Origin of the sequence: Paractinoplanes tereljensis (assembly GCF_016862435.1) — a bacterium.
In the GTDB taxonomy this organism is placed as follows: Bacteria; Actinomycetota; Actinomycetes; order Mycobacteriales; family Micromonosporaceae; genus Actinoplanes; species Actinoplanes tereljensis.
Genome location: NZ_BOMY01000041.1, coordinates 25,179 through 37,004, shown reverse-complemented (window position 1 = coordinate 37,004; position 11,826 = coordinate 25,179). Strand labels below are relative to the sequence as shown.

Below are 11,826 nucleotides of genomic sequence, written 5' to 3'. Positions count from 1 at the left end.
TGTCAAGTACTCTCCTACAGCATGTAGGTTTACGTGCCCTCAGGCCGGGCATGTGAGCCGCGGTGCCGATGGAGAGGAATTCCCTTTTGATGACGTCCGCGCTGGGCCCGTCGTTTCTCGACCCGGAGCGGCTGATCTCGACGTTCGGCCTGATCGGCATCCTCGCCATCGTCTTCGCCGAGTCCGGCCTGCTGATCGGCTTCTTCCTGCCGGGTGACTCGCTGTTGTTCACGGCCGGGCTGCTGGTGGCCGACGGCACCTACCTGCACCAGCCGCTGTGGCTGATGTGCCTGCTGGTGTCGGTGGCCGCGGTGGCCGGGGACCAGTTCGGCTACTTCTTCGGGCGCCGGTTCGGGCCGGCGTTGTTCCGCCGCCCCGACTCGCGCCTGTTCAAACAGGAGAACCTCACGAAGGCCCGGGAGTTCTTCGCCAAGTACGGCGCCCGCTCGATCGTGCTGGCCCGGTTCGTGCCGATCGTGCGGACGTTCACCCCGATCGTGGCCGGGGCGAGCCACATGCACTACCGCACGTTCCTGATCTACAACCTGATCGGCGGCACCCTCTGGGGCAGTGGCGTGACGGTCCTCGGCTACTTCCTCGGCCAGATCGCGTTCGTGAAGTCGAACATCGAGTTCATCCTGATCGGCATCGTGGTCCTGTCGGTGATCCCGATCGGCGTGGAACTGCTGCGCTCCCGGCGTTTCTCCCGCGACTGAATCCGGTTACTCCTACAAGATGTAGGAGTAACCGGACAGAGGGAGACAAAAATGCGAGCGTTGCTTGCTGCCGCGGTGGTCGCCGTGATCGGTTCCAGCCCCATGGCGTACGCCGTAAGCGCGGCCGTCCCGTCACCGACAACAACTGCCCGCACGATCTCGGCGCCCGGCCGAACCTCGGCCGCCAGCTGCTCGACGCCGGCCACACCTTCGCCGGCTACTCGGAGGACCTGCCGCAGGCCGGGTGGCAGGGCTGCGCCGATCAGGGTTACGTGTGGCGGCACAACCCGTGGGTGAACTTCAGCAACGTGCCGGCGACGGCGAATCAGCCGTACACCGCGTTCCCGGCGGACTATCGCCGGCTGCCGACGGTCTGCCGCTCACCGGCTTCGCCCAGCGCCGCGCCGGCCTGCCGGACATCTGGAGCTAGGGGTGCGGCCGTTCGCCGTCGGCCAGCACCTGGCGCAGCAGCGCGGCGTCGGAGTCCGCCAGGGACGCGGCGAACAGTTGGAGCACCGCCAGCCGGTCCGGTCGATCGGCCAGGGCGGCCTGCATCTGCGACGCGGCCTCGGCGGCGGCGTCCCGGGTGGGCCAGTAGGAGTGCCGGCGCCCGGTGCGGTTCCGTTCGACGGCGTTCTTGTCGTGCAGCCGGGACAGGATGGTCTGCACGGTGTTGTAGGCCAGGTCACCGCCGAGTTCCTGTTGCACCTCCGTCGCCGTGATCGGGGCGTCGGCGGCCCACAGTACTCCCATGACCGCGGCCTCCAGGCCTCCAGGCGGTCGCCTGCCGTCCTTGCTCGTCACTGTCGCTGACCTCCTCGGCCAGGATATCCGGGCCGAACGGCGGGTCTGTGTCACGACACCGGAAGCGGCAGCCGAATCCGCATGGCCGCGCCGGCATCGAGGTCGTCGACGGTGAGCGTGCCCCCGTGGGCGGCGACGATGTCGCGCGCGATGGCCAGGCCGAGACCGGTGCCGCCGCCGGAGCGGGCCCGGCTGTCGTCGAGGCGGACGAACCGGTCGAAGATCCGGTCCCGGTCGGCGGCCGGGATCGGCGGGCCGTCGTTGCCGATCACTGTTTCGGCGTACCCGTCGCGGCTGTTGACGTTGATCGTGACGGTGGAAACGGCGTGCCGGGCCGAGTTGTCGATCAGGTTGCGCACCACCCGCAGCAGCGCGTCGGCGTCGCCGGTGATGCGCACCGGTTCGACGGTCGCCCGTACCTGGAGCGAAGGGTGTTCCAGGGCCAGGCGTTCCTGCTCGGTGTAGACCAGATCGTCGAGGTCGACGTCCTGCTGCCGGCTGCGCAGGCCGACGTCGTCCATCCGGGCGAGCAGCAGGAGATCCTCGACCAGGCGGGCCATCCGGGCGCTCTCGGTGCGGATCCGGCCGATCGAGCGGACTGCCTGCTCCGGCAGGTCGGCGCCGGTGAGCAGGTCGGCGTTGGCCTGCACGGTGGCGAGCGGGCTGCGCAGCTCGTGGCTGGCGTCGCCGACGAACCGGCGCTGGGCGTCGGAGGCGGCCTCGATCCGGTCGAGCATGGTGTTCATGGTGGCGGCCAGCGTGGCGATCTCGTCGTCGGCGGACGGCACCGGCAGTCGTTGGTGCAGATTGCGCGAGGTGATCAGGGCGGCCTGCCGGCTCATCGCCTCGACCGGCAGCAGGGTGCGCCCGACGAACAGGAAGGTGGCGAACCCGACCACCACCGCGAGCATCGGCAGGCCGAGCAGCAGTGCGATGAGGATGGCTTCGGTGCCGTCGTCGACGGTGTCCAGCGACTCCGCGACCAGCACGGTCTTGGTGCCCGAGGCGGTGCTGACACCCTCCGCGACGATCTGGAACGGTTCGTCCGCCGTACCCGGCAAATGGTGTCTTTCCCGGACCCGGCGGCCGTCGGCCGGGCGCAGCGCGGAGATCGGGCCTTGCCCGGTCAGCGCGTCCGAGGCCGATTCCACCTGGCCGGAGGCGTCGAGGACCTGGACGACGGTCCGCTCCCGGGCGGTCGGGCGCAGCAGCGTGGTGAGGTCGGAGCCGGCCTTGACCGCCGCGGTGACCTGCGCGGACCGGTCGGTGGCGGCGGTGTTGATGTTGTCGAGCAGGGTGCCGCGCACGGCGACCAGCAGCACGCCGCCGGCCAGCAGCGACGCGACGGCCACCACGACGGCCGCGGCGAGCGCGGACCGCAGGCGTACGCCGAGCCGGCGCCGCAGGCGTTCGCCGCGCCGGCGGCGCAGGAAACCCAGCATGGCCGTCACGGTATCCGCGCCGAGGGTGACCCGGTGGCGATCTTCAGCGCATTTTCAGCCCCGGACCGGGCAGGGTGGACACATGCGTGTTCTGGTGGTGGAGGACGAGATCAGCCTGGCCGAGACGATCCGGGACGGGCTGGTCGAGGCCGGCTTCGCGGTGGATGTCGTGCACGACGGCGTGGACGGCCTGTGGCAGGCCACCGAGCAGCCGCACGGGGTGTACGACGTGGTGGTGCTGGACATCATGCTGCCCGGCCTCAGCGGTTACGAGGTGTGCCGCACGCTGCGCAAACGCGAGGTCTGGACGCCGATCCTGATGCTGACCGCCAAGGACGGCGAGTACGACCAGGCCGACGCGCTCGATCTCGGTGCCGACGACTACCTGACCAAGCCGTTCTCGTTCGTGGTGCTTATCGCCCGGCTGCGCGCGCTGATCCGGCGGGGTGCGCCCGAGCGGCCGGCGGTGCTGTCGGCCGGCGATCTCACCCTGGACCCGGGGGAGCGGCGGGTGGCCCGGGCGGGCGAGCCGGTCGCGGTGACGCCGCGGGAGTTCGCGATGCTGGAGTTCCTGATGCGCCACCGAGGGCAGGCGATGACCAAGATGGCGATCCTGGAGAGCGTGTGGGACGCCAACTTCAGCGGCGACCCGAACATCGTCGAGGTCTACATCGGCTACCTGCGCAAGAAGATCGGCGCCGCCGCGATCGAGACCGTCCGCGGAGCGGGGTACCGCATCGCCGGCTGACTTCAGCCCCCCTTCAGCTCGACCGTCGCAAGGTGGTCGGCATGGTGGAGCAACGGCAACAGACATGGGTCGCGGGCCGGCGTCACGATCGGCGGTGCTGTACGCCCGGCGTTCAGCGATCTCTTAGCGAGTCGCTGCGAGGGTGCCACCATGACCAGCAAGACGCCGAGGGCCACCGTCCTCTTCTGGATCCTCCTGGTGGTGGCGGCCGCGGTGGGGGAGCCGGTGACCGACGCACTGCGAGCCGTGCTCGGTTTAGGCATCACCACCATGCTCACCACGACGGTGCTTGCCGTGATGATGGTGGTCCAGCTCTCGGTGGACCGGTACGTCCGGTGGCTGCACTGGCTGGTCGTGGTGCTGGTCAGCGTCTTCGGCACGCTGGTCGCGGACAACCTCATCGAGATCTTCGGGGTAGCACCCCGTACGGTCGCGGTGGTCTTCGCCTTCCTTCTCGCCGCGACCGCGGCGGCCTGGTTCCTGATCCGCCGGGAAGCGTTCTACTGGCTGACCCTGCTGCTCACGTTCACCCTGGTGACGGCCCTGCAGTCATGATCCGGTCACCTTCGACGCAGGCATCTGGACCGTGACGCCCAGGCGGTGCAGGTCGCGCTGCAGAGGGGGGTGGTAGCCCGCCTCCTGTCAGACCGCGCTTGCAGTGCTCAGCGAGCGACTGTCCTTGATCTGACGACTACCTCGGGATGACGATCCCCGTCGATGCACCCACGATGGCGTAAGGCCGACAACGGGAAACGCGGTGATTTTCGTGGGGCAGATCGGCAGACTGTTCGGTATCGAGCTGCGCCGGAGGCGCGTGGAGGCGGGTCTGTCGCTGGATGCTCTTGCCCGGATTGTCCACTACAGCAAGGGGCACCTCAGCAAAGTGGAGAACGCCGTCAAAGGGCCGAGTGAAGATCTTGCCCGGCTGTGTGACAGGGCCCTCGGATGTGACGGCGCCTTGATCTCGCTGGCCGATGGCGACGCAATGGTGGCAGGCGGAGGCGACCGAGCGCGAAATCGCCTGGTCGACGGCAACAAGATCGAGGTGCTGGTGTTCAACCTGAATTCGCCTGAACGCATGCGCTTTCTGATGGCCACCCGTCGTGAATTGCTTGCCACCGGTCTGTTGAGCGCGGCCGGGCTGGGCGACCCGGCAGATTCGACCGCCGGACCACTTCTGGTCAATTCGTCGCCGCTGGAGACCTTCAGCTGCTGGTTCCAACAGCTCCGCGCACTCGGGCAGCAGGTCGACGCGAGGTTGGTGATCCCAATCCTGACCGCTCACGCGCACAGCCTCAGCCTGCTCGCCGGCCGGTACAGCGGCAGCGACCGCAGGCGCGCTTTGGCGCTCGTCGCCGATTACGCCGAATTCACGGGCTGGATGGCGCAGGAAGCGGGTGACGACGCTGGCGCGCTGTGGTGGACCGACCAGGCTGTGCGTTACGCCGGCGCGGCGGGGAACGAGGGAATGGCCGGGTATGCGATGGTCCGTCGCGCGCTGATCGCGATGTACCGAGGCGACGCGTCGGAAACTGTCAAACTGGCCCAGCAAGCTCAGCACAGCGGATCCCGCCCTCGGATTCGAGGCCTGGGGGCGCAGCGGGAAGCTCAGGGACACGCCCTGGCGCACCGGCGCGACGACTGTCTCCGGGCGCTCGACGCGGCTCGCACGCTATTGGCGGCCGACCCGCCACGCAAGCAGGCGCCGATCATCGGCTGCACCCACGTCGACGACCTCACGCAGGCGGCTGCCGGCTGGTCGCTGTACGACCTGGGCGACGCGTCCGGCGCGGCCACCATGCTGGACGAGACGGTGCGGCGAACGCCGCCGCATGCCTTACGGGCGCGAGCGCGATTCGCCGCCCGGCGCGCCCTCGCTCTGGCGGCCTCGGACCAAGTGGAAGAGGCCTGCGCGGTGGCGGACGGGGTGCTGGACGACCAGGCGGTGCTGCGCTCGTCCACGATCGCCGCCGATCTGCACCGTCTAGGCGGGGTCCTGCGCCGTCGACACGCACAGCCTGCGGCTGCGCGCATGTTGCTCCGCCTGCACGAGGCCCAAACCTGAAGTCCAAATTTCGACAATTCGGTTTGGGAGTCACCCGCAGCCCATCATCGCCGTCGTCGGCAGCGCGAACCCTTTACAGACTTTCGATTCACCGATGACGAACGCCGTCGAGTGAGGCGTGGCCGTTTCCCGTTGCCCGTTTGCCATGGCACCAGGAATCCCTTGTTGACCGGCGGGGACCTCGAAACGATTGCTTCGCGCGTCCGACACGTTGCGATCAACGTCGTACCAATCACGGTGAGGAATGCTTGTGGGGGACATCTTTGTCAATTATCGGAGCGACGACGAGCCTGGCGTTGCCGTCCTGCTCGACGAGAAACTCTGCGAGCGCTTCGGGCGGGACCGTGTCTTCCGCGACAACCGTTCGATCGGGCTCGGGGTGGACTTCCGTCCCCAGCTGTGGGGCAGACTCGCCAAGAGCTCTGTGCTGATGGTGGTCTGCGGAGCCCGGTGGCTGGCCGCCGATGAGCACGGCAGGCGGCGCGTGGACGACCCGGATGATTTCGTTCGCCGGGAGATTGAATGGGCCCTCACCATGGGGATCGCCGTTGTACCGGTCTTGGTCGGCGACGTGCCTGACCTCAAGGTGTCGGATCTGCCGAGCGGCATTGCCGACCTCGCGCATCGGCAGCGGTGGCGGTTGCGAACCCGGGGGATGCAACGTGACATTCCGCAACTGATCGACGAGATCGCGTCGATCGTCTCCGATACGTCAGTGCCCGGAACGGTGATGGTCTTGCAGCCTGCCGGTCACGAGGCGGACTTGTCTGGGCTGAGCGAGGCGGTGACCTTGGCGGCTTCTGATGCCGGCCTGCCCGCTGTCGAGATCATTCGCCGGGTGTTCGGGCTGATCGCGGAATTCCCGTCCACCGTAGAGCCGATCCGAGTGGTGTCCGGGTTCCTGTCGTCAATGGAACACGCCCTGTCAACGCGCTCCGCACCAGACGGCGCCCCGCTACGGGTGCTGGTTGGCGTACAGAGCGCCACAACGCGTGGCGTGGACCCGCGCGACCAGCTGACCCGGCTCCTGGCACAACCGGCCGTGACCGCTGTGCGCCGCCGTGCGACCGGTGCGGGCCTCGTCTTGGTCATCCCCAACGATTTCTACGACGCGCATGTGCGGACCCACCCTGAGCTGGCTGACCCCGCTACCTACCTTCCGGTGCCCTCCGACGATGGCATGCCTCGGTCATGGGTGCACGTGCCGGGCTATTCGTCGCCGCCCGGCCTGCGGCTCGCGTCAAAGCCGACGCCGACGCCGCCCACTGGTGCCGGCGTGCACTTCAACAACTACGACTCGATCATCGAGAACCAGATCGCCGGTGACTACGTGCGGGGTGACAAGCATTCACCCAGCCGAGAGCAGGGTCATCAGTGAGCGCGGATGAGAAGCTCGATGGGGCGCCCGCGTCCGACGAGTCCTCGAGCGGCGGGGCTGACAGCGGCGCGGACGGCCACGGCAACGCGGGTGAGAGCGGCGGCACGGCGGACACGGCCGGTGGTGACAACGCGTCGGAGGCGCCGGCAAAGGCCGCTGAAGGGCTGGAGGAAGACCGATCCGGCTCCGCGTCAGACCGGTACCGCTCGGTTCGCGACGCGCAGCAACGTATCGCCGGCGACGCGGTCAGCGGTGACAAGATCGTCGTCCAGTTGTCGAGCGGGCAGACGACGACGCTTCGGCCGTTGTCGCCGACTCTGGAGGAGGTTGCCCGTCTCGCCTTCGTCGAGCCCGACGGGTGGACCGGCTACCGGCTCGACTTCCGTGACCGACGGACGGTGCTGCTGCGCGGCACGGTGGGACAGGGCCGCTCCACCATGGCCATTCGGCTCCTCCAGACGGTGGAGACGACCGTCATCTACAGCCTGGACCCGCACATCGACCTGGAGAAGATGGCCGAGCAGCTGACCCACGGGCGAGTGACGCGCGGGGCGGGATTCCTGCTCTGTCTCCCGGAGAAGTCGGCTCAGCTTAACGCCTATCTTGTCAACAGCCTGGAGGCGGCGCTCAAGGCTGCTGATGCGCGTCTCGTCATCACCATGGCCCAGGACTCCCCGCTGGGGGACAGCGGTCTGCTGCAATACGAAATGACTCTCCCGTCCGCACCGCCGTTGCGGGAGATCCTCCGGCGACATCTTGGCCATTGGCTGGACGATGAGGCTCGAGCGGCAGTAACACTGGCGGAGCCCGACGTGGCCGGGCTGATCACGGACACGCTCGAACGCGAAGGAATAACCTGTCAGGTGACGGCCGATCTGGCGAGGCTCCTGAGCCGAGCGGGTGACCCGGTCGACGCGCTCAAGATCAAAAGTATGTTGCTGCGCCGGCACGCCGATGAATTCGATACCTGGTTCGACAATCTCGACGATCTGGAGCTGTGGAGCTTCGCCATCGCGCTGGCCGTGCTGGACGGATTGCCGCTGGAGGATGTGGCCGACGCCGCGAGCCGTCTACGCGAGCGATTGTCCAGCGGCGGTCCGGTCGTACTGGCCCCGGACCGGACGCTGCGGGTGGAGGACCTCCACCACAACCCCTTCCGCACCTCCCCGGACCGGCTGTGGCGGATGCTTCAGGCACGGGTGATCGATACCAAGGTACGTACCGACACCGGCTACGTGCCCGCCACCGCAGTGTCCTATCGCGACACCAGTTACTCAGCGCGAATTGTTGCTCGGGCCTGGAAGGGCTACCGGATTCAAGGGCACCTGCTCGACTGGCTGGGCGAGCTGGTCGTCGCGTCCTCCGAGCAGGTCCGGGTCCGCGCCGGTGTCGCGGTCGGCGTGCTTGCCACCTTCGGCTTCGACTACGTACGACGCAGACTATTGCTGGGCTGGGCAACCAGCGGTAACAGCCAACGGCACGAGGCGGTCGCGGACGTCCTGCGAGTGGCGGCGCGGTCGGCGGCGCTGCAGCCCGCGATCGCCGCGTTCGTAGAGCTCCTCTACCGCTCGGAAGGGGTCGGAGCACGATGCACCGCGGCACTCGCGCTCGGCAACCGGCTCGGACACGCGGATCTTGCCGCACCGGTCCGGTCGCTGGAGCGTCTCGCCGCAGTCGACGATCCGGACGTGCGCCGAAGTGTCGGCATGGCCTTTGCCAACCTCCTGGTTCAGGAGGTCGAGACGATCGCTCCCGTTATGTACGACGTGCTGCAACGCGGCCTGCTCGACTCCCGCCGCGTCGCCGGCGCGCAGTTGATCTTCCTGCGTGTCGCCAACACCGTGACGACCGAGGTGCCCGGAGAACAGGGCGAACTCATCCGGTGGCCGACCCTGTTGCTCCTCGCCCAAGAACACGATTATCTGCGCCGGCCGCTCTCCCTCCTCTGGGCCAGGATGTTGGCGGGTGGCGACTACATCTACTACGCCGAAACGGTGCTGCGTTCTTGGGCGAGAGACGCCGAGTCCGACCCCTCGGTCCTAGCGGCTTTCGCCCGGCTCATCCGCGCGGTCGCGGAGGCGGACCGTTGGGCAGGCTCGGCAATCGAGCGTCAAGCCCGCAAGTGGGGCGACGAAGGCGGTCTGACTCCCATGCCGAAGGTCGCCGCGGCTACGCAGGCTGTACTGGCGCATGAGCGCATTGAGAGGTGAACACCACCATGGAAGTTCCGCTGATTCTCCGGCGCGACCACGTGTCCGCATTCGACGGGCCTGCACAACGTTCCCGGCCGCCGAGCGTCGCGATCGTCTACACCACGGCCGACGGTTGCGCCGAGATGCTGGAAGGCGGCCGGCCTCTCTCGTGGGGTGAGCAGCTCAGGAACCGCCGCTTCCGGCACCGTTACGAGGTCGACGTGAGCGACCATCACCACCGCTATCACCTTCGCCGGTCGGCGCCACCCGCCCAGGGCGGCATCTACCGCTTCCCAGCCGAGGTGAACGTCGGCTTCCGGGTCGTCGATCCGATCGAGGTTGTCCGTCGCAACATCGAGAACGGGATCGCTGTGGTGGCCGGTTACGTCACTCCGCTGTTGCACGGGGTCACCGCGAAGTTCGGGGTGGACGAGGTCCGGGAGGCCGAAGACGCGGTCAACCAGCGGTTCCGGCTCCCCGCCACGGTCGGGGGCTGCATCGAGCTATACGGGTGCCGGGTCCGGCTGGATCCGGACCCGGAGGCCGCCGGACTCCTGCGCCGGGAGCAGGCGGCGAGGCTGGAGAACCGGGCGCGAACCGCGGAGCACCAGCGGGAAGCTGAAGAGGCCCGTCGCCAGAATCTCCTCGCCCTCATCGAACAGAGTGGCCGCCTGGAGCAGACGGACCGTGAGCGGGAGGCGCTGGCCGGCCGCCCGAGGAGCCTGCAGGACCTGATCGCGATGCACCTGGAGAACAATCCGGGAGACATCGAGGGTGCGATCAGGATGACCGCCGAGGTTCAGGCCCAGCAGCACCAGTACGACGTGGACTCCGAAAACCGGGACTGGGAACGCGCCAAGTACCTGGCGGACAAGAACCTTATGCGGCCGGACGAAGTGATCAGCGTAGGCAGACGGTTCCGCTCCGACGGCGAGGAGCGAGCCTCTCAGCTGACCGCAGACGGCGATGGCTGGGACGACGAACTGCCTAAGCCGAACGGAAAGGGTCCACTGGGCAGTACGGGTTGACTGCGTGCCAGGGCGGTGGTTCGGCTCTGGTCATTCGATCGATGAGAACTCGCGGCGCGTCTGTGAGAAGCAAAGCTCGAAGATGCATCGGGCTGTCGTGTCGTGGCTTCTCCAGCGTTGAGCCTGCGCAGTACCAATTCATGCCCGGCGAGGGCGGCCTCGACGCCCACCGTGTGGGCGTCGATGGCCTCGGACGCAGGTCCGTAGCTCTCGATGGCCGGGCTCATACGTTTGCGACCTGGATCTGCGGGAGGGTCTGGTTGGTCTCGGCGACCTGGGTGAGCCTGGCGGTCAGGGGTGCGAGCAAACGCGAGGTCATGATCCGGTCGACCTGGCTGCGCAGTGCCAGCCCGAATCGGGTTTGTGGGTAGGCGAAGTGTTCGAGTCCGCGGGGGAGGTGCTGGACGTCGTCGACCAGCGGGCGCATCCATTTCTCGTACGCGGTGAGGGCTGTTTCCAGGTTGCCGGGTTCCTGTGCGAGGTAGGCGGCGAGGACGTAGCCGCTGGTGAGGGCGAGTGAGGCGCCTCCGCCGCCCATGGGGGTGACGCACCAGCCGGCGTCGCCGGCCAGGACAACTCGGCCGCGGTGCCAGGTGGTCATGCGGATCTGGGTGAGTTGGTCGATGTAGACGTCGTCGGAGGTGTCGAACGCGTCCAGGATGCGCGGTGCCTCCCAACCGGCGTCGGCGTACCGTTCCCGGACTTTTGCCAGGGCTTCGGGCCGGTCGAGGCGGGTGAGGTCGTCGCCGCGGGCGTAGGAGAGGATCGCGCGGGTGGTGCCGTGGTTGTCGGGCCGCAGGTGGATCTGGCGTCCGCCGACCGCGTTGTACCAGCGCCACCGGTCGTCATCGCCGGCTGTGCGCGGGATGGTGCCGAAGACCATGGTGATGCCCAGTTCGCGGCGGTCGACCTCGGCGCCGAAGAGGCGGTCGCGGGTCGTTGAGCGTACGCCTTCGGCAATGACCAGCATGTCCGCGTCGAGAGAGCGGCCCGAGGCGGTGGTGAGGGTGATGCCGTCGGGGCCGTCGGTTACCTCCTCGATGGTGTCGCCGTAGCGGAACGTCACTCCCTCGGGGAGGTTGTCGAGGATGGTGCGGGCGAGGTCGCCGCGGAGCACCTCGAGTTCGGCGGTGGCGCCGTTCGGGCCGTCGGAGGGCAGCTCGGCGCGTACCTCGCCGGTGGCGTTGACGAACACCGTGCCGGTCTCGGTGGTGTTCTGGGCCTTGACGGCGTCGAACAGGCCCATCCGGTCGAGGATCTCGCGGGCGACGCCGCGAATGTCGACGTTCTGGCCGCCGTCGCGGAAGCTCGGGGCGCGTTCGATGACGGTCACGTTCCAACCGGTGCGTCGCAGCCAGAACGCAACCGAGAGCCCGGCGATGCTGGCTCCGGAGATCACTGCACGAGGCGGTGTCATAGTCTGTCCGATCTTCCTGGGCACGACGGCTCCCGT

11 protein-coding genes are annotated in these 11,826 nt (G+C 68.1%); 8 read left to right on the top strand and 3 right to left on the bottom strand.

The window, feature by feature from the left end; translation table 11 throughout:
- Positions 1-89: 89 nt before the first annotated feature.
- Both Ate02nite_RS30885 and Ate02nite_RS30880 read left to right on the top strand, forming a co-directional pair.
- Positions 90-716: a DedA family protein gene (locus tag Ate02nite_RS30885; RefSeq protein WP_203811378.1), complete on the top strand. Its 627-nt coding sequence runs from the start codon at positions 90-92 to the stop codon at positions 714-716.
- Between the two features lie 274 nt (positions 717-990).
- Positions 991-1,146: a hypothetical protein gene (locus tag Ate02nite_RS30880; protein WP_203811377.1), complete on the top strand. Its 156-nt coding sequence runs from the start codon at positions 991-993 to the stop codon at positions 1,144-1,146.
- On the opposite strand, the gene Ate02nite_RS30875 is transcribed toward Ate02nite_RS30880, so the two are convergent.
- Together Ate02nite_RS30875 and Ate02nite_RS30870 are read right to left on the bottom strand one after the other, a co-directional pair.
- Positions 1,143-1,520, bottom strand: a complete 378-nt coding sequence (locus tag Ate02nite_RS30875) for a BlaI/MecI/CopY family transcriptional regulator (RefSeq protein ID WP_275422973.1) — start codon at positions 1,518-1,520, stop codon at positions 1,143-1,145. The genes Ate02nite_RS30880 and Ate02nite_RS30875 overlap by 4 nt on opposite strands.
- A gap of 50 nt (positions 1,521-1,570) precedes the next feature.
- Complete coding sequence (locus Ate02nite_RS30870) at positions 1,571-2,962, bottom strand: sensor histidine kinase (protein ID WP_203811375.1); 1,392 nt, start codon at positions 2,960-2,962, stop codon at positions 1,571-1,573.
- Positions 2,963-3,044: 82 nt separating this feature from the next.
- On the opposite strand from Ate02nite_RS30870, the gene Ate02nite_RS30865 reads away from it, so the two are divergent.
- From Ate02nite_RS30865 to Ate02nite_RS30840, 6 genes are all read left to right on the top strand, one after another.
- Positions 3,045-3,710, top strand: a complete 666-nt coding sequence (locus tag Ate02nite_RS30865; protein WP_203811374.1) for a response regulator transcription factor — start codon at positions 3,045-3,047, stop codon at positions 3,708-3,710.
- 150 nt (positions 3,711-3,860) lie between these two features.
- Positions 3,861-4,265 carry a hypothetical protein gene (locus Ate02nite_RS30860; protein ID WP_203811373.1) on the top strand — a complete coding sequence of 135 codons (405 nt, stop codon included), beginning with the start codon at positions 3,861-3,863 and terminating at the stop codon, positions 4,263-4,265.
- 202 nt (positions 4,266-4,467) lie between these two features.
- Complete coding sequence (locus Ate02nite_RS30855) at positions 4,468-5,775, top strand: helix-turn-helix domain-containing protein (RefSeq protein ID WP_203811372.1); 1,308 nt, start codon at positions 4,468-4,470, stop codon at positions 5,773-5,775.
- Positions 5,776-6,025: 250 nt separating this feature from the next.
- Complete coding sequence (locus Ate02nite_RS30850) at positions 6,026-7,153, top strand: toll/interleukin-1 receptor domain-containing protein (RefSeq protein WP_203811371.1); 1,128 nt, start codon at positions 6,026-6,028, stop codon at positions 7,151-7,153.
- On the top strand, positions 7,150-9,363 hold the full coding sequence (locus Ate02nite_RS30845) for a hypothetical protein (RefSeq protein ID WP_203811370.1): 2,214 nt from the start codon (positions 7,150-7,152) through the stop codon (positions 9,361-9,363). Before Ate02nite_RS30850 ends, Ate02nite_RS30845 begins: the two co-directional genes overlap by 4 nt.
- Before the next feature lie 8 nt (positions 9,364-9,371).
- The gene (locus Ate02nite_RS30840; RefSeq protein WP_203811369.1) at positions 9,372-10,373 is read left to right on the top strand and encodes a hypothetical protein; all 1,002 of its coding nucleotides are present in this window, start codon (positions 9,372-9,374) and stop codon (positions 10,371-10,373) included.
- Between the two features lie 223 nt (positions 10,374-10,596).
- Here Ate02nite_RS30840 and Ate02nite_RS30835 read toward each other — a convergent pair whose 3' ends face one another.
- Entirely contained in the window at positions 10,597-11,790 is a 1,194-nt protein-coding gene (locus Ate02nite_RS30835) for an FAD-dependent monooxygenase (protein WP_203811368.1), read from the bottom strand.
- Between the last annotated feature and the right edge of the window lie 36 nt (positions 11,791-11,826).

Excerpts from the sequence above, each read along its gene's own strand:
- Ate02nite_RS30840 (WP_203811369.1), top strand. The coding sequence starts at position 9,372 with ATGGAAGTTCCGCTGATTCTCCGGCGCGACCACGTGTCCGCATTCGAC.
- Ate02nite_RS30835 (WP_203811368.1), bottom strand. The coding sequence starts at position 11,790 with ATGACACCGCCTCGTGCAGTGATCTCCGGAGCCAGCATCGCCGGGCTC.
- Ate02nite_RS30865 (WP_203811374.1), top strand. The coding sequence starts at position 3,045 with ATGCGTGTTCTGGTGGTGGAGGACGAGATCAGCCTGGCCGAGACGATC.
- Ate02nite_RS30870 (WP_203811375.1), bottom strand. The coding sequence starts at position 2,962 with ATGCTGGGTTTCCTGCGCCGCCGGCGCGGCGAACGCCTGCGGCGCCGG.
- Ate02nite_RS30885 (WP_203811378.1), top strand. The coding sequence starts at position 90 with ATGACGTCCGCGCTGGGCCCGTCGTTTCTCGACCCGGAGCGGCTGATC.
- Ate02nite_RS30860 (WP_203811373.1), top strand. The coding sequence starts at position 3,861 with ATGACCAGCAAGACGCCGAGGGCCACCGTCCTCTTCTGGATCCTCCTG.